The organism is Pseudomonas sp. GD04015 (genome assembly GCF_029837675.1).
GTDB lineage: Bacteria > Pseudomonadota > Gammaproteobacteria > Pseudomonadales > Pseudomonadaceae > Aquipseudomonas > Aquipseudomonas paralcaligenes.
In genome coordinates this window covers 1-17,305 of record NZ_JAOEEE010000032.1, presented here as the reverse complement: position 1 = coordinate 17,305, position 17,305 = coordinate 1, and the positions used below count along the sequence as shown (strand labels likewise).

Genomic DNA, 17,305 nt, shown 5'->3' with positions numbered 1-17,305 from the left:
CCGCAGATCAGCGGTTGCGCATGGACTCGGCCATGGATGACATCGGCCCGGTCATCGCTCGTCGCAGGCGCCCGGCCACGGACTCGCTCTCGAAGAGGGGGAGGGCGGCGACGACCTCGTCGGCGTGGCGGTACTGGGGGAAGAGTTCGAGCGCGTGGCCCCGGGCGATGCCGTACTTGATCGGCTCGGGGAACAGGTCGGATTCGTCCAGGGTGCGGCACTGCAGTGCCGACGCGGGGGCCGGCGCGAACGGGAAGTCGCTGCCGAACAGGATGTGCGAGGGATCGACCAGCTCCTTCAGCGCCACCATGGAGTAGCGCGACGGCGACAGCGCGGTGTCGAAGTAGAAGCGCTCGATGTAGTGCTGCATGCCCTGGGGCGCGTGGCGCCGCTGATTGGGAATGTCCACCGTGCCCAGCCGCCCGGCCACGAACGGCAGGAAGCCACCGGCATGGGCCAGGATCCAGCGGGTATTGGGGTACTTCTCCTGGGTTCCGCTCAGGATCAGGTTGATCGCGGCGCGCGTGGTGTCGCAGAGGAACTCGATGAGAAAGCCCGGCATGTCGAGACCGATGTTCACGCTGGTCTCGTGCAGGTTGGGATGCACGAAGACCACCGCGCGGCGGCGATCCAGCTCGCTCATCAGCTCGTCGAACAGTGGGTCGCCGAGGAAATGGCCGTCGGTGCTGCCCAGCAGCACCACGCCATCGGCCTTCAGCACATCCAGGGCGTGGATGGCCTCGCTGCAGGCCTGCGCGGTGAAGGGCATGGGCAGCACCGCGAAGAAGCCGAAGCGGCCCGGATACTGTGCCACCATCCCTGCGGAGAATTCGTTGCAGCGCCGGGCCAGGTCAACGGCCTGGGCGGCTCCGCCGCCGAAGTGAACACCGGGTGCGGAGAGGGAGGTGATCGCGGTCTGAATGCCGTTGGCATCCATCACGGCAATGGATTTCTCCGGGGTCCACCTGGGAAGCGGGGCGCCCGCGACCTTCTCGATGCCCTTGGCTTGCATGGTGGCGACGAAGGCAGGGGGGATTACATGGTGGTGGACGTCTATGCGCCCTTGCTTGATAGCCATGAGAGGTACCTTGGCGAGCATGGAATTCGAGCCGACCGGCGACTCACCGCTAACACACTCGATCCATGATGAGCACTTGTGATCACTTAGGTCAAGGGCGGATCACGTCTTGGCTTGCCTGTAACCTTTGCTCTATCTGCTTTTCGCCGCACTCATGGCCTCTGCAATGCCTGTTACAGACGTATTCCATGGGTTGTCTGGTGATGTCCGGCTAAAAAACAGGCGATTTCGTGGTTGATTTGTCGTGAGCAGTGGTGTTCACTTGTGCGCATTCGACGTCTCGAAGGTCTATAGCCGTGAGCATCATTCAAAAGCGCATCCATGAAGCGGCCCTCCAGCTGTTCGCCCAGAAGGAACTGGCGGACGTTAACGTCAGTGAGCTGGCGCAGAAGGCGGGGCTGGCGCGCAACACCATCTACAAGAATCTCGAATCCATCGAAACGTTGTTCGAGACGGTCGCCACCGAGCTGGCATCCGAGATGAACGAGCGGGTTGGCAAGAGCGCGGCCCCTGGGCTGGATCCGGCGCAGCGGCTGTCCAACGGCATTCGCTTCTATATCCGTAGAGCCCATGAGGAGCACAACTGGGGTAGCTTCCTACTTCGCTATGGAGCCTCGCATGTATCGATGCAGGCTCTGTGGGATGGCCCACCTGTGAGAGACGTGCTGGAAGGCCTTGCCAGTCAGCGCTACAGCTTCCGTCAGGATCAACTCTTGTCCGCCATTGGCCTGATCGCTGGAGCGGTTCTGTCGGCTATCAGTCTCGTCCTGCAAGGGCATAAGACGTGGCGCGATGCCGGCGCCGATACCGCGGAGTTTGTCCTGCGAGGGTTGGGTGTTCCAGCTGATGAAGCTCGAGCATTTGCCACTGCTCCGCTCCCAGAGTTACCGACTCTAGACGACTGATAAACCCGGTTCTGCAAAGCGCACCATGTGATGCGCAGGAGGAGCTTATTGCCTGAAAAAAGTGAACAAGCAGGTTAGGCCAGTCAGGCACTTCTGCTGATCAAGCGCCCGCTAGTGCGCAGGGCGTAATACCCACCACTTCCAGAATTACGGATTTCATCGAGCCCTCGATGACCTGTACGGGCCGGCTCGTCCCGCAAAAAGGGCCTGCGTCGCAACACAAGAACAACAAGAGGTAGTGAAGATGCTCAAGCAACCCCGATGGCGGCCGGCCCGGCTCGCCAATGCAATCAGCCTTGCAACCCTGTTTTCCGCGTCGGCCCAGGCCATCGACTTTTCCATCGGCGAGATCGATGGCCAGCTGGATTCCACCCTGTCCATCGGTGCCAGCTGGGCATTGCGCAACCCGGATCCCGATCTGCTCGGCAGCAGTGTCACCGACGACGGTCGGCGCAACTTCAAGAAGGGCGAGACCTTCTCCAAGATCTTCAAGGGCATCCACGACCTGCAGCTGAGCCACGGCGAGAGCGGCGTGTTCCTGCGCGGCAAGTACTGGTACGACTTCGAGCTGAAGGACGAGAGCCGCCTGTTCAAGGACATCGACGACCACAATCGCAAGACCGGCGCCCAATCCAGCGGCGTGCAGCTGCTCGATGCCTTCGCCTACCACGGCTACACCATCGCCGACCTGCCGGGGACGATTCGCCTCGGCAAGCAGGTGGTGAGCTGGGGCGAGAGCACCTTCATCCAGGGGGGGATTAACAGCATCAACCCGGTCGATGTCGCCGCGTTTCGCCGCCCCGGTTCGGAGATCAAGGAAGCCCTGATTCCGGTCAACATGTTCTACCTGTCGCAGAACCTCACGGATAACCTGACCGCGGAGCTGTTCTACCAGCTGGAGTGGGATCAGAGCGTCATCGACAACTGCGGCACCTTCTTTGCGCCCAACGATGCGATTGCCGATGGTTGCACCGGCCTGGTCGCCGGTCCCGCGCTGGATCAGAACGCCCTGGCCCAGGCCGCGCTTTCACCTTTCGGCGTCGATCTGACCAACGAGGGCATTCGCATTCCGCGCGCGGGTGACAACGACGCCCGCGATGACGGCCAGTGGGGCGCCGCGTTGCGCTGGTTCGCACCGGAGCTGAACAGCGAGTTCGCCGCCTACTTCATGAACTACCACAGCCGCATGCCCTACATCAGTGGCATTAGCAGCCCGCACATGGCCGATCTGGGTTTCGCCAGCCAGGCCTGCGCCAACCTCGGCATCGACGACCCGGCGATATGCAGTGCCGTGGTCGGCAGCGCTCAGGGCCAGGCCCTGGTTCAGGGATATCGTCTGGGCACCTCGCAGTACTTCGCGGATTACCCGGAAGACATCCAGCTGTACGGCCTGAGCTTCAGCACCATCCTGCCGACCGGCACCACGCTTTCCGGCGAGATCAGCTACCGGCCGAACATGCCGATCCAGATCAGCGCGGTCGACATCGTCGCGTCTTTCTTCGGTGATCCCAATTTCTCACCCGTGCTGTCGTCGGGCTACTTCACCGCTGCCAACAGCGCCACGATGTCCGGTTACCAGCGCAAGGAGCTGACCCAGGCCCAAGTCACCGCCACCCACTTCTTCGACCAGGTCATGGGGGCGGATCGCCTCACCCTGGTCGGCGAAGCCGGCGTGACCCACGTCGGCGGCATGGGCGGCGACGGCCTGCGCTATGGCCGCAGCACCACCTTCGGCATGGGTGAGCTGGCCGACAACAGCATCTGCACGACCCAGATCAATACCAGGACGCCCAGCTACTGCACCGACGACGGCTTCACCACCAGCACCTCCTGGGGTTACCGCGTGCGCGCGATCTGGGAGTACAGCAATGTGATCGACGGCGTCGAGCTCAGGCCCAGCCTGGCCTGGAGCCACGACGTCAACGGCTACGGACCGGAGCCCGGCTTCAACGAAGGCTCCAAGGCCATCAGCCTGGGGCTGGATGCCGTCTACCTCAATACCTACACCGCCAGCCTTGCCTACACCGACTACTTCGGCGGCGACTACAACGCGATGGCCGATCGCGACTACGTCGCCCTGAGTTTCGCTGTGTCGTTCTAAGTGGAGTTACCCAGATGAATAATAAAATGCTCTCGGCGTGCTCATTCGCCCTTGCCTGCACCCTCGCCAGCCACACCGCCCTGGCGGCGGTCAGCCCCGATCAGGCCAACCAGCTTGGTTCCGGCCTGACCCCCATCGGCGCCGAAATGGACGGCAACGCCGATGGCAGCATCCCTGCCTGGACCGGTGGCCTGCCCAAGGACGCCGGGACACTCAGCGCCCAGGGCTTCCTCAGCAACCCCTTCGCCAACGAGCAGCCGCTGTTCACCATCACCGCGCAGAACGCGGCCCAGTACCAGGACAAGTTGAGTCCTGGCCAACAGGCGATGCTCAAGCGATACGCCACCTACCAGATACCGGTTTATCCGAGTCATCGCAGTGCCAGCCTGCCCGATGCCGTCTACCAGGCGGCGAAGGAGAACGCGACCAGGGCCAGGCTGGTCGAGGGCGGCAACGGCCTGGTCGACTTCTCGACCGCCATTCCATTCCCGATCCCGCAGAACGGCCTGGAAGTGCTGTGGAACCACATCACCCGCTACCGCGGCGGCAGTGCCAAGCGCACCCACGTGCAAGCCACGCCACTGGCCAGCGGCAAGTTCATGCCGGTGTACTTCAAGCAGCAGTTCACCTTCCGCGACCGGATCAAGGATTTCAATCCGGCCAAGCCCGGCAACGTGCTGTTCTACTACCGGCAGCTGGTCACCGCTCCGGCGCGCCAGGCCGGCGATGTGGTGCTGGTGCACGAGACCCTGAACCAGGTGAAAGAGCCGCGCATGGCCTGGATCTACAACGCCGGCCAGCGTCGTGTGCGTCGCGCTCCGCAGATTTCCTACGACGGGCCGTACCCGGCCTCCGAGGGGCAGCGGGTCGCCGACAACCTGGACATGTACAACGGGGCGCCCGACCGCTACGACTGGAAGCTGGTCGGCAAGCGCGAGATCTACATCCCCTACAACAGCTTCAAGCTGGACTCGCCGACGCTGAAGTACAGCGACATCGTCCATCCCGGCCACCTGAACCCCGCTCACACGCGCTATGAGCTGCACCGCGTGTGGGAGGTCGAGGGCACCCTGAAAAAAGGCGAGCGCCATATCTACGCCAGGCGGGTGTTCTTCATCGACGAAGACTCCTGGCAGATCGCCCTGGCGGACCACTACGACTCGCGCGGCACGCTGTGGCGCACCGCGGAGGGACATCTGACGCCGCTGTACGACGTACAGGTGCCGTGGCTGGGTGCCGAGGCCCTGTATGACCTGATCAATGGCCGCTACATCGTCTCCGGCATGCGCAACGAGGAGAAGGACCCGGTCGAGTTCGGCTTCTCTTCGCTGGCCGCCGAATACACCCCGGCGGCTCTGCGCAACGCGGGCATTCGCTGACCCCGGCTACTCCAGTCGAAGGCGTTCCGCCCTAGACCCTTGCCGCCCTGCGGGGCGGCCTTTTACGAGCAGGCAGCGCTCGCATCAGCGAGTGAGATCACTACAGCATTCAAATGAACACTTGTGTTCATATATGAGCAATTGTAGATTAATTGGCACGACAACCAGCAGGTATCTCTGGAGCGCACATGACCCACAACGCAGCCATTCCAGGCCTCACATCCCGCCATGTCAGCGTCGGCCGGCGGCAGATATTCCTCAGCGAGGCCGGCCAGGGCCATCCTCTGCTCATCCTGCACGGCGGCGGCGCGGGCGCCTCGGGCATGTCCAACTACTCGCGTAACATCGAGGCACTGGCCAAACAGTTCCGCGTGCTGGTGGTGGACATGCCCGGCTATGGCCAGTCGACCAAGGGCCTGGACCGCAGCGACTCCTTCGGCGATCTGGCCAGGAGCATGCTCGGCCTGCTCGACGTCCTGCAGATCAAGTCGGCCCACGTGGTCGGCAACTCCCTCGGCGGCGCCTGCGCGCTGCGCATGGCGCTGGAGGCGCCGGCGCGGGTCTCGGCCCTGGTGCTGATGGGCCCGGGCGGGATCAACACCACGCGCAGCCTGCCCACCAAGGGGCTCAACCAGCTGCTCGACTACTACAACGGCGAAGGCCCGACGCTGGAGAAGATCACCCGCTTCATCCGCGAATACCTGGTCTACGACGGCAGCCTGGTGACCGACGCCATGATCGCCGAGCGCTACCGCTCCAGCATCGACCCTGAAGTGGTCGCCGCTCCGCCGCTGCGTCGCCCGCCAGGCCTGAAGGCCGCACTGCGCATGGACTTCACCCGCGACGCACGCCTCGCCCAGTGCCAGGTGCCGACCCTGGTGCTGTGGGGGGCGGAGGACAAGGTCAATCGCCCCAGTGGCGGCGAGACGCTGCGCAAGCGCATGCCCAACTGCGACCTGTACCTGTTCAGCAAGACCGGGCACTGGGTGCAGTGGGAGCGCGCCGCCGAATTCAACGCCGTCACCGCCGGCTTCCTCGCCTGCCACAACCCGGCCTGAGCGTACGGAGTACCTATGAAACAGGACATCTTCGGCGCCAGCAGCATGGGCTATGTGGTCATCGAGTCGAGCCGGCTGGAGCGCTGGCAGGCCCTGCTGCAGGACGGCATCGGCCTGCACCTGCAGCATGTGGACAGCCAGTTGCTGGCCTTGCGCATGGACCAGCACCAACGCCGCATCATCGTCAAACGCGGCCCGGCGGAAGACTTCGCCGCCATCGGTTGGCAGCTGAGCAACCAGAACACCCTGGACATCGTGCTCCAGCGCCTGAAAACCCGCGGCATCGCCATCCACGAAAGCAGCGCGGCGGAAGCCGCCGAACGCGGCGTGGTGCGTTTCTGGCGGGTGATCGGGCCCAAGCGCATGGCCATCGAACTGTTCATCGAGCCGCTGACCACCGACGAGCCGCTGAGCATGCTCAGCGAAGGCTTCATCACTGGTGAGGCCGGCATGGGCCACCTGGCGATCACCAGCCGTCGCGGCAAGGACATGCGCCGCTTCTGGCAGGAAATCTTCGATGCCCGGCAGAGCGACACCATCGTCGAGCAACTAGCTGGCGTGACCGTCGACATCGAGTTCTTCCGCGTCAATCCGCGCCACCATTCGATCGCCATCGCCCAGGTACGCGGCCTTGCGCTCGACCCGATTCGCACCAAGGCCCAGCACATGAACCTGCTGACAACTTCTGTCGGCGGGCTGACCGATGCCTTCCTGCGCTGTCGTCGGCTGGGCTTCGAGATGGCCCACGAAATCGGCGAACACCCCAACGACCGCGAGCAGTCGTTCTACGTCCTCACCCCCTCCGGTTTCGAACTGGAGCTGGGCTGGAACGCCCTGGAAGTCGATGAGGCCAGCTGGCAGATCGCGACCTACAAGGGCATCAGCCTGTGGGGCCACAAGCCCCAGAAGCCTGGTACCTGGAACACGCTCAAGACCAACCTGGGCAATTTCGGCCAAGGCCTGCGCTCGCTGCGCCGCGCCGAGTACTCCCCGCTGTAGGAAACGCCATGACTACACACAATTCTGAAATCATCGACGTCGTCATCGCCGGCCTCGGCCCGACCGGCGCCACGCTGGCCCACCTGCTCGGCAAGCGCGGCCTGTCGGTGCTGGTGCTGGAGCGCGAACCGGTGTTCTACGGCAATGCCCGTGCGGTCTATACCGACGACGAGTGCATGCGCGTGATGCAGGCCGCTGGTGTCGCCAAGGATCTGGCGGCCGACATGCAGATCGACACCCCGGCCCAGTGGACCTTCCCGGATGGACGGGTGATCGGCCGCTACTGGCAGCTCAAGCGCCGCTTCGGCTGGCCGGTGATCAACTTCCTCTACCAGCCCTGGCTGGAGACCAGGCTCAGCGACCTGCTGGCGAACCACCCGACGGTGAAAGTGGTGCGCGGGCGCGAGCTGGTGGACTTCGAGCAGGATGGCGAGCTGGTCACCCTCACTCACCAGGCCACGCAGAGCTGCCGCTTCGGCGATGGTGACGGCAGCCGGGTCGATCTCGACGTCGACCCAGCGCCGGTCACCCTCAAGGCGCGCTACCTGGTCGGCGCCGACGGCGGCCGCAGTACGGTGCGCGAGAAGCTCGGCATCGGCATGGATGGCAAGAACTTCCCCGAGCCCTGGCTGGTGGTCGATCTGGAGATGAAGGAAGGGGAAGACGCGCTGCGCCACATTCCCTACTTCAACTTCATCTGCGATCCGGGCTGCCCGGTGGTCAGCTGCCCGCAGCCGGGGCGCTTCCACCGCTTCGAGTTCATGCTGATGCCCGGCCAGACCAAGGAGTACATGGAAGACCCGGCCACGGTACGGCAGTTGCTCAGCCGTTACGTCGACCCGGACAAGTTCGAGGTCAAGCGCAAGCTGGTCTACACCTTCAACGCCCTGGTTGCCCGCGAGTGGCGCAAGGGCCGCGTGCTGCTGGCCGGCGACGCCGCGCACATGACTCCGCAATTCATGGGCCAGGGCATGAGCTCCGGCGTGCGCGACGCCTACAACCTAGCCTGGAAGCTGGAGGCGGTGCTGCGCGGCAAGGCCGCCGACAAGCTGCTCGACACCTACGGCAGCGAGCGCTACCACCATGCCAAGGCGATGATAGACATCTCGGTGAGGATGAAAGACTTCGTCTCCATGTCGAATCCGTTCAAGACGGCACTGCGTAACGTCGCCGTCAGGGTCTTGAATGCAACCCCGGTACTGGGCAAGTGGCTGCGCGAGGGTGGCTTCAAGCCCACTCCGACCTACAAGCCCGGTTCCTACCTGGGGCTGCCCAGGAGCGGCCGCCGCGACGTGGCCGGTACGCTGTTGCCCCAGCCGGAAGTCCGCACGTTCAAGGGGAAGCGCGTGCCGCTCGACGAAGTGCTCGGGGAGGGCTTCGCCCTGCTTGGCCTGGAGAACAACCCGCGGGTTGCCCTGTCTGCTGAGTCCCGGCAGTTCCTGTCGGCGCTGGATACCCGCTATGTCACGCTGTTCCCCTTCGGCGGCCGCCCACAGGGCATGGGCGTGCAACGTTTCAGTCCCGCCGATCTGATCGAGGTCGAGGAGCCCGATGAGGATCTGGTGCGCTGGTTCAAGCGTGCGGGGCGCGGTCGCGATCTGATCGCCGTGGTACGACCGGACAAGTTTGTCTTCGCCCTGGTGCCCGCCGAGCAGCTGGACACTGCGCTGGCCGAACTCAAACGCCAGCTGGGCTGGCGGCCGAACCTGGCTGCCGGCCAGGCGAACGTCGCCGACATGAGGAAAAGCGCATGAGCCGCGACGCCTTGAAGAAGCTGGAACAGGCCGCCGACGCGCTGGCACAGGCGCGGCAACGGCGAGAGCCCTGCGCACAGATATCGGCGACCTTCGGCATCACCACCCTGACCGAGGCCTACGCCGTGCAGGAGATCAACACCCGGCGTGCCCTGGACCAGGGGCGGCGACTGGTCGGGCGCAAGGTTGGCCTCACATCCACTGCGGTGCAGCAGCAGCTGGGCGTGGACCAGCCGGACTTCGGCATGCTGTTCGCCGACATGGAGATCGCCGATGGCGAAGGCGTCGACTGCAGCCGGCTGATCCAGCCCAAGGCCGAGGGCGAGATCGCCTTCGTCCTCGGTCGTGACCTACCCGATGCCGACACCACGCTGGCCGAGCTGATGAGTGCGGTGGAGTACCTGCTGCCGGCCATCGAGATCGTCGATTCCGCCATCGTCGACTGGAAGATCACCCTGGCCGACACGGTGGCGGACAACGCCTCTTCCGCCCTCTACGTGCTGGGCAAGCAACCCACGCGATTGTCGGCGCTGGACCTGCGCCTGGAGGGCATGCTGCTGGAGAAGAACCGCGGCCAGGCCTCCATCGGTGTCGGCGCCGCCTGCCTGGGCAATCCGCTGGATGCGTGCCTGTGGCTGGCCCGCACTATGGCCGAGTTCGGCCGCCCGCTGGTGGCCGGCGACGTGCTGCTGTCCGGCGCCCTCGGCCCCATGACCCAGGTCGCCCCCGGCGATCACCTGCACCTGCGCCTGACTCGCCTGGGCGAAGTCGGCTGCCACTTCCATTGAGCCGCCGGCCTGGAGAAACGGAATGAGCACCAAGAAACTCAAAGTCGCCATCGTCGGTTCCGGCAACATCGGCACCGACCTGATGATCAAGGTGATGCGCAACGCGCAGTACCTGGAAATGGGCGCCATGGTCGGCATCGACCCGGCGTCCGACGGCCTGGCCCGCGCGGAGCGCCTGGGCGTGGCCATCACCCACGAGGGGGTCGAGGGCCTGAGCCGATTGCCTGTGTTCGACGAGATCGACTTCGTCTTCGATGCCACCAGCGCCGGCGCCCACGTCTGGAACTCCGGCTTCCTGCGTGGCGTGAAGCCGGGCATCCGCCTGATCGACCTGACCCCTGCGGCCATCGGCCCCTACTGCGTGCCGGTGGTCAACCTGGAGCAGAACCTCGACCAGCTCAACGTCAACATGGTCACCTGCGGCGGCCAGGCGACCATCCCGATGGTGGCGGCGGTGTCGCGGGTGGCCAGGGTCCACTACGCCGAAATCATCGCCTCCATCGCCAGCAAGTCCGCCGGCCCCGGCACCCGCGCCAATATCGACGAATTCACCGAGACCACCAGCAAGGCCATCGAGGTGATCGGCGGCGCGGCCAAGGGCAAGGCCATCATCATCATGAACCCGGCCGAGCCGCCGCTGATGATGCGCGACACGGTGTTCGTGCTCTCCGATTCTGCCGACCAGGCCAGGGTCGAAGCGAGCATTGAGGAGATGGCCGCCGCTGTGCAGGCCTACGTGCCTGGGTATCGGCTCAAGCAGAAGGTGCAGTTCGACGAGGTGGAGAACCTGCACATCCCCGGCCATGGCCAGTTCAGCGGCCTGAAGACCTCGGTGTTCCTCGAAGTCGAAGGCGCCGCCCACTACCTGCCGGCCTATGCCGGGAACCTCGACATCATGACCTCCGCCGCGCTGGCCACCGCCGAGCGCATGGCGCAGTCGATCCTGAACAACGCGACGCGCAACGGCTGAGGAGCGCGAACATGACTTTCGACCCGAGCAAGAAGCTGTACATCTCCGACGTCACCCTGCGCGACGGCAGCCACGCCATCCGCCACCAGTACGGCCTGAGCGACGTGCGCGCCATCGCCCGTGCCCTGGACAAGGCCAGGGTGGACTCCATCGAGGTGGCCCACGGCGACGGCCTGCAGGGCTCCTCCTTCAACTACGGCTTCGGCAAGCACTCCGACCTCGAATACATCGAGGCGGTGGCCAGCGAGATTAGTCACGCCAGGATCGCCACCCTGTTGTTGCCCGGCATCGGCACCGTGCACGACCTGAAGAACGCCTATGAGGCCGGCGCGCGTATCGTGCGCGTGGCCACCCACTGCACCGAGGCGGACGTGTCCAAGCAGCACATCGAATACGCCCGCGAGCTGGGCATGGACACCGTCGGATTTCTGATGATGAGCCATATGGTTCCGCCCGAAGAGCTGGCTCGCCAGGGCCAGCTCATGGAGAGCTATGGTGCGCAGTGCATCTACATGGCCGACTCCGGCGGCGCGATGAACATGAACGATATCCGCGACCGCATGCGTGCCTTCAAGGCGGTGCTCAAGCCGGAAACGCAGACCGGCATGCACGCCCACCACAACCTGTCGCTCGGCGTGGCCAACTCCATCGCCGCGGTGGAAGAGGGCTGTGATCGCATCGACGCCAGCCTGGCCGGCATGGGCGCTGGTGCCGGCAACGCGCCGCTGGAGGTGTTCATCGCCGCCGCCGAACGCCTGGGCTGGAACCACGGCACCGATCTCTACACCCTGATGGACGCGGCCGACGACATCGTCCGCCCACTGCAGGACCGCCCGGTGCGGGTCGACCGCGAGACCCTCGGCCTCGGCTACGCGGGCGTGTACTCCAGCTTCCTGCGCCATGCCGAAGTCGCCGCTGCCAAATACGGCCTGAAGACCCTGGATATCCTGGTCGAGCTGGGCGAGCGGCGCATGGTCGGCGGCCAGGAGGATATGATCGTCGACGTCGCCCTGGATCTGCTCAAGCTAAAAGGCCAGGCACTACCCACCTGAAACAGGGACAGCCCGATGCCACGTGTTCAATCAAACGGGAAGGTCGCTCTGGTGACCGGCGCCAACTCCGGTATCGGCCGGGTCACCGCTCGCACGCTGGCGCTGCAGGGGTATCGGGTTTTCCTGGCCTGCCGTTCCGAGGCACGCACACGTCCTGTACTCGAGGAAATCCAGAGCCTGAGTGACGGCACAGCCCAGGCCGAGTTCCTGTTGCTCGACCTGGGCGATCTCGGCTCGGTTCGCCGCTGTGCCGATGCCTTTCTCAAGCGGGGCCTGCACCTCCATCTGTTGATCTGCAATGCGGGGCTGGCGGGGCAGCGAGGCATGACCACCTCCGGCTTCGAACTGGCATTCGGTACCTGCCACGTAGGCCACTTTCTGCTGGTCGAGTTGCTGAAGGAGCGACTCGTCGAGTCGGCCCCGGCACGTATCGTCATGCTCTCCAGCAAGGCGCACCGCCATGCCCAGGGAATCGACTTTGACCGGGTGCGCCAGCCGACGCGAAGTCGTACGGCGCTACAGGAGTACGCGGTGGCGAAGTTGGCGAACCTGCTGCATGCCAAGGAGCTGGCTCGTCGTCTGGAGGGGACCGGCGTCACGACCTATGCGGTTCATCCCGGCGTGGTCGCGACAGACGTATGGCGAGCACTGCCTTCGATGCTCGCGTGGGTGATCAAGCTGTTTATGCGCAGTGAAGAGGACGGAGCCGCTACCACGTTGTACTGCGCAACCGACCCCCGAGTGACCGGTCAAACCGGGCGCTATTACGCCGATAGCAAGGAAGAACAGCCATCCCCGATTGCCTGTGATCCGGCTCTGGCCGCGGAGCTGTGGCGCCGAAGCGAAGGCTGGATAAGCAGGGGGTAGTGCGGAGCGGGCTGGGGTGGACTCACAGCTGGCTCTGCATAGATGGCCCGGCAGTGCCCATCGGGTCAGTACAGCCAGGGGAGTCTCCGAACAACGGGATAGCAGGTTTAATCTGCTATCCCGTTTTTCGTGGACGTCGCTACTGTTTCTTGATCGGCAGCTGCCGATCAATTAGCGGTCCTTCACCAGCGGTGGTTACTTCGCTCTACGAACTCCCTCTTCGTTGGGTGATTCGCTGGCATATCAATCCCTCTCATTTGTCGAGTCTGGCCATATCGATGGCAGCTGCTGCAATAGCTGGCTGCGCAATGTGACTCGACAATTGCTCCCCAATGTTCAACTAACCGACCAGGCCAGCTTAGCGAAAGAGCTAAGGCAGTCTGGGGCAGTTCTTGTCGGTAGTAACGAGCGGGGATAACAAAAATGAATGCCATTGCTCCGGATAGTTTGGCTCTAGCATCCAAGAGTTTTGTGGAGCTTCTTTTTCATTGGGAACTGACCAAGCCCGAAGACATGTATCTGGTTCAGCCCGATGCCGAGGGTATCGCCAAGAGCTACAGCTGGGCCGTGGTGGCGGATCAGGTGCGGCGCATGGCCGGTTACCTGAAATCCCTCGACCTGCCGCCAGGCACCCGGATTGCGTTGCTGGGCAAGAACAGCGCCCACTGGATCATGGCCGATCTGGCGATCATGGTGGCAGGGCATGTGTCGGTTCCGATCTACCCAACGCTCGATGCCGACAACTTCGGCTATGTGCTGGAGCACAGCGAGGCGGCCCTGCTGTTCATCGGCAAGCTGGATGGCAATGGCGACAACTGGGCGCAGCTCGGCCCGGCCATTCCTGCAGGCCTGCCCTGTATCCGCTTGCCGTTCTCGCCCGAGGTCGATGCGCCCCATTGGGAGAAGCTGGTCGCGGCAGCAACGCCGCTGCTGCAGCCAGTCGCGCCCGAGCCTGCGGCGCTGGCCACCATCATCTACACCTCGGGCAGTACGGGTCGGCCCAAGGGCGTCATGCACACGTTCCAGAGCATGTCCGCGATTCTCGAAGGAACCAGAGCCGAATTCGGCTTTACCGAGCGGGAGCGTTTTCTCTCCTACCTGCCCCTGGCCCATACGGCGGAGCGGGCCTATGTCGAGTGTCTGTCGCTGTACTGCGGCGCGCAGGTGTTCTTCGCCTGGTCGCTCGATACCTTCCGGGCGGATCTACAGCGGGCCAGGCCGACGGCGTTCTTCTCGGTACCCCGGTTGTGGAGCAAGTTCCAGGCGGGGGTCAATGCGCAGATCGCGCCCTGGTTGCAGCGCTGGCTGTTCAATATCCCGCTGCTTGGCCGTCGGGTGAAGCGCGGGGTGCTGGCAGGCCTCGGCCTGCAGCATGCCCGGCTCGCCATCACCGGCTCGGCGCCGCTGCCGCCGGAGGTCTTCCGCTGGTACCAGCAGCTCGGCCTGGAGATGAAGGAGGTCTACGGGATGACCGAAAACTTCGGCTATTCCCACGGCATCCGCCGCGATGGCGCCGTGCAAGGCTGTATCGGCCGCGCCAATCCGGGCGTGTCCTGCAAGCTATCGGACACCGGCGAGATCCTGGTCAAGAGTCCCGGCGGCATGCTGGGCTACTACAAGAATCCGGATAAGACCGCCGAGGATCTGACCGCCGATGGCTACCTGCGCACCGGTGATCTCGGCGAGCTGGATGCGGAGGGGCGCCTGCGTATCACCGGGCGCTCCAAGGATCTGTTCAAGACCGCCAAGGGCAAGTACGTGCCGCCGGCGCCCATCGAGCAACAGCTGGGCAACCACCCGCTGGTCGAGGTCTGTTGCGTGTGCGGCGAGGGCATGCCCCAGCCCGTGGCGCTGTTGGTGCTGACCGACAGCGCCCGCGCCGAGGCTGTCGACCCGCGTGCCAGGGAGGCCGTGGCGCTGGAGCTGGCAGACCTGGGGCGCAAGGTGAACGCCGGCGTGCCCAAGGAGACCGCCCTGCATTGCCTGGTGGTGGTGCGGGAAAGCTGGAGCATCGACAGCGGCCTGCTCACGCCCACCATGAAGATCAAGCGCCACGAGATCGAGCGCCACTACAGCGCACAGATCGCGCTCTGGTCGAACGCCCGCACCGCCGTGCTGTGGGAGTGACGGCAGCTCCATCCCTGAACCCAACCCCAACCCCAACCCCAGGAGGCTCCCATGCAGCGCCGCCCGTTCGAACCCGAGATGGAGCAATTCCGCGACTCGGCCCGTAAGTTCTTCCAGCAGGAGATCCGTCCGCACAGCGAAAGCTGGCGCGAGGCCAACATCGTCGACCGCGAGGCCTTCCGCAAAGCCGGTGCGCAGGGCTATCTGTGCATGTGGGCCGACGAGCAATACGGCGGACTGGGGCTGAAGGATTTCCGCTACGAGCAGATCCTCATCGAGGAAAACACCCTGCATGGCGACCGGGGCTACTTCATTACCCTGCACAGCCGCCTGGTCGGCCCCTATATCGAGCATTTCGGCAACGCCGAGCAGAAGCAGCGCCTGCTGCCGGGGATGATCAGCGGCGAGACTATCCTTGCCATCGCCATGACCGAGCCCGACGCCGGCTCCGACCTGGCCGGCATGAAGACCCGGGCGGTGGAGCAGGACGATCACTGGTTGCTGAACGGCTCTAAGACCTACATCTCCAACGGCATCAACGCCGACGTGGTGATAGTCGCGGCGCGGACCCATGCAGAGAACCCGCACGGCGTCACCCTGTTCCTAGTGGAGCGCGGCATGCTGGGCTTCGAACGCGGGCGCAACTTGCAGAAGATGGGCCTGAAGTCCCAGGACACCGCGGAGCTGTTCTTCCATGACGTCCGGGTGCCGAAGGCCAACGTCCTGGGTCAGGTGCATGGCGGCTTCTACCACCTGATGCAGGGGCTGGCGGAAGAGCGCCTGATCGCCGCCTGCAGCAGCGTGGCGGCGGCGCGCCTGGCGCTGGAGCTGACCCGCGACTTCGTGCGCGAGCGCAAGGTATTCGGCAAGCCGCTGAGCAAGCTGCAGAACACCCGCTTCAAGCTGGCTGCACTGGATGCCGAGATCGATATCGCCCAGGTCTACGTGGATCGCTGCGTCGAGGCGCATCTGCAGGGCCAGCTGGATGCAGTGGATGCCTCGCGCGCCAAGCTCTACGCCAGCGAAGTATTCGGCCGCATGGTGGACGAGGGCGTCCAGCTGCATGGCGGCGCGGGCTACATGGAAGAGTACGAAATCTGCCGCCTGTATCAGGACGAGCGAGTCGGGCGGATCCTCGCGGGCACTTCGGAAATCATGAAGGAAATCATCGCCCGCTCATTGCTGGACTGATGTGGCAACAAAGGCCACATCGCTGTCCGCTCTCGCTATAGATGGCGAACAGGCGCGAACCAATAATTCCAGGCGCCAACTGTTATTCAAACAAGTTCGAGTTCACCCGGTTTGTAACTGGGTGGAGCGGGGCGCGTTCGGCCGTTGAATCGATGCGGTTCAACTTGGGCGGCGACTTCGAAGTTACTGAGTCGGAAGACTCATTAAATGGCCTAGCGCCACTCTTAATGTTCATATCCAAGAGGCAGTCATGACCGAGGCTTATATTTACGACGCCGTGCGCACGCCGCGCGGCAAGGGCAAGAAGGATGGCGCGCTGCACAGCGTCAAGCCGATCGATCTGGTGGTCGGCCTGCTCAAGGCGCTGCAGCAGCGCAATCAGCTCGATACCGCCCAGGTCGACGATGTGGTGCTTGGCTGCGTGACCCCGATCGGAGACCAGGGCTCCGACATCGCCAAGACCGCCGTGCTGGCGGCCGACTGGGCCGAATGCGTGTCTGGCGTACAGCTCAACCGCTTCTGCGCCTCGGGTCTGGAGGCGGTGAACATCGGCGCGATGAAGGTGCGCTCCGGCTTCGAGGACCTGGTGGTGGTCGGCGGCGTGGAGTCCATGTCTCGCATCCCCATGGGCTCCGATGGCGGAGCCTGGGCACTGGATCCGGCCACCAATATGCAGGCCAACTTCGTGCCGCAGGGCGTGGGCGCCGACCTGATTGCCAGCATCGAGGGTTTCTCGCGCACGGACGTCGACAGCTTTGCCCTGCGTTCCCAGCAGAAGGCCGCACGGGCCGGCGCCGATGGCTCGTTCAACAAGTCTCTGGTGCCGGTGACCGACCAGAACGGCATCGTCATCCTCGACCACGATGAATTCATTCGCGGCGACTCGACCCTGGAAGGCCTGGGCAAGCTCAAGCCGAGCTTCGAGATGATGGGGCAGATGGGCTTCGACGCCACCGCTTTGCGCAAGTACAGCCATGTCGAGCGCATCGAGCACGTGCACACCCCGGGCAACAGCTCCGGCATCGTCGATGGTGCC

Annotated in this window: 14 protein-coding genes; 13 read left to right on the top strand and 1 reads right to left on the bottom strand. The window is 64.3% G+C overall.

Translation table 11 applies throughout. From position 1 onward, the window contains the following. Positions 1-7: 7 nt before the first annotated feature. A complete protein-coding gene (locus tag N7640_RS20700; RefSeq protein ID WP_279905354.1) occupies positions 8-1,078 on the bottom strand; it encodes an amidohydrolase family protein in 1,071 nt (356 codons plus the stop codon). A 290-nt stretch (positions 1,079-1,368) separates the two neighbouring features. Here N7640_RS20700 and N7640_RS20695 point away from each other — a divergent pair, with 290 nt between their 5' ends. The 13 genes from N7640_RS20695 to N7640_RS20635 all read left to right on the top strand — a co-directional run. Beyond that, a complete protein-coding gene (locus N7640_RS20695) occupies positions 1,369-1,983 on the top strand; it encodes a TetR/AcrR family transcriptional regulator (RefSeq protein ID WP_279905393.1) in 615 nt (204 codons plus the stop codon). A gap of 244 nt (positions 1,984-2,227) precedes the next feature. Continuing rightward, positions 2,228-4,084, top strand: coding sequence for a DUF1302 domain-containing protein (locus tag N7640_RS20690; RefSeq protein WP_279905353.1), 1,857 nt, complete (start codon positions 2,228-2,230; stop codon positions 4,082-4,084). Positions 4,085-4,098: 14 nt separating this feature from the next. Further along, a complete protein-coding gene (locus N7640_RS20685) occupies positions 4,099-5,463 on the top strand; it encodes a DUF1329 domain-containing protein (RefSeq protein ID WP_279905352.1) in 1,365 nt (454 codons plus the stop codon). Positions 5,464-5,651: 188 nt separating this feature from the next. Next, positions 5,652-6,521: an alpha/beta fold hydrolase gene (locus N7640_RS20680; RefSeq protein ID WP_279905351.1), complete on the top strand. Its 870-nt coding sequence runs from the start codon at positions 5,652-5,654 to the stop codon at positions 6,519-6,521. Positions 6,522-6,536: 15 nt separating this feature from the next. Next, entirely contained in the window at positions 6,537-7,520 is a 984-nt protein-coding gene (locus N7640_RS20675) for a VOC family protein (RefSeq protein WP_279905350.1), read from the top strand. An 8-nt stretch (positions 7,521-7,528) separates the two neighbouring features. Further along, positions 7,529-9,274, top strand: a complete 1,746-nt coding sequence (locus tag N7640_RS20670) for a bifunctional 3-(3-hydroxy-phenyl)propionate/3-hydroxycinnamic acid hydroxylase (RefSeq protein ID WP_279905349.1) — start codon at positions 7,529-7,531, stop codon at positions 9,272-9,274. Then, positions 9,271-10,062 carry a fumarylacetoacetate hydrolase family protein gene (locus tag N7640_RS20665; RefSeq protein ID WP_279905348.1) on the top strand — a complete coding sequence of 264 codons (792 nt, stop codon included), beginning with the start codon at positions 9,271-9,273 and terminating at the stop codon, positions 10,060-10,062. The genes N7640_RS20670 and N7640_RS20665 overlap by 4 nt, the downstream gene beginning before the upstream one ends. A 22-nt stretch (positions 10,063-10,084) precedes the next feature. Beyond that, entirely contained in the window at positions 10,085-11,032 is a 948-nt protein-coding gene (locus N7640_RS20660; protein ID WP_279905347.1) for an acetaldehyde dehydrogenase (acetylating), read from the top strand. An 11-nt stretch (positions 11,033-11,043) separates the two neighbouring features. Next, positions 11,044-12,084: a 4-hydroxy-2-oxovalerate aldolase gene (gene dmpG / locus N7640_RS20655; protein WP_279905346.1), complete on the top strand. Its 1,041-nt coding sequence runs from the start codon at positions 11,044-11,046 to the stop codon at positions 12,082-12,084. Positions 12,085-12,135: 51 nt separating this feature from the next. After that, positions 12,136-12,951, top strand: a complete 816-nt coding sequence (locus tag N7640_RS20650; RefSeq protein ID WP_279905345.1) for an SDR family NAD(P)-dependent oxidoreductase — start codon at positions 12,136-12,138, stop codon at positions 12,949-12,951. A gap of 471 nt (positions 12,952-13,422) precedes the next feature. Further along, a complete protein-coding gene (locus tag N7640_RS20645; RefSeq protein WP_279906231.1) occupies positions 13,423-15,078 on the top strand; it encodes an AMP-binding protein in 1,656 nt (551 codons plus the stop codon). Positions 15,079-15,129: 51 nt separating this feature from the next. Beyond that, positions 15,130-16,269, top strand: coding sequence for an acyl-CoA dehydrogenase family protein (locus tag N7640_RS20640; protein ID WP_279905343.1), 1,140 nt, complete (start codon positions 15,130-15,132; stop codon positions 16,267-16,269). 250 nt (positions 16,270-16,519) lie between these two features. After that, the coding region (locus N7640_RS20635) for an acetyl-CoA C-acyltransferase (protein WP_279905341.1) at positions 16,520-17,305 on the top strand (786 nt) is incomplete at its 3' end.

What these genes read in the sequence shown, in the direction of transcription:
- N7640_RS20700 (WP_279905354.1), bottom strand. Translation starts at nt 1,078, where the DNA reads ATGGCTATCAAGCAAGGGCGCATAGACGTCCACCACCATGTAATCCCC.
- N7640_RS20675 (WP_279905350.1), top strand. Translation starts at nt 6,537, where the DNA reads ATGAAACAGGACATCTTCGGCGCCAGCAGCATGGGCTATGTGGTCATC.
- N7640_RS20660 (WP_279905347.1), top strand. Translation starts at nt 10,085, where the DNA reads ATGAGCACCAAGAAACTCAAAGTCGCCATCGTCGGTTCCGGCAACATC.
- dmpG (WP_279905346.1), top strand. Translation starts at nt 11,044, where the DNA reads ATGACTTTCGACCCGAGCAAGAAGCTGTACATCTCCGACGTCACCCTG.
- N7640_RS20640 (WP_279905343.1), top strand. Translation starts at nt 15,130, where the DNA reads ATGCAGCGCCGCCCGTTCGAACCCGAGATGGAGCAATTCCGCGACTCG.
- N7640_RS20685 (WP_279905352.1), top strand. Translation starts at nt 4,099, where the DNA reads ATGAATAATAAAATGCTCTCGGCGTGCTCATTCGCCCTTGCCTGCACC.
- N7640_RS20670 (WP_279905349.1), top strand. Translation starts at nt 7,529, where the DNA reads ATGACTACACACAATTCTGAAATCATCGACGTCGTCATCGCCGGCCTC.
- N7640_RS20665 (WP_279905348.1), top strand. Translation starts at nt 9,271, where the DNA reads ATGAGCCGCGACGCCTTGAAGAAGCTGGAACAGGCCGCCGACGCGCTG.
- N7640_RS20680 (WP_279905351.1), top strand. Translation starts at nt 5,652, where the DNA reads ATGACCCACAACGCAGCCATTCCAGGCCTCACATCCCGCCATGTCAGC.
- N7640_RS20690 (WP_279905353.1), top strand. Translation starts at nt 2,228, where the DNA reads ATGCTCAAGCAACCCCGATGGCGGCCGGCCCGGCTCGCCAATGCAATC.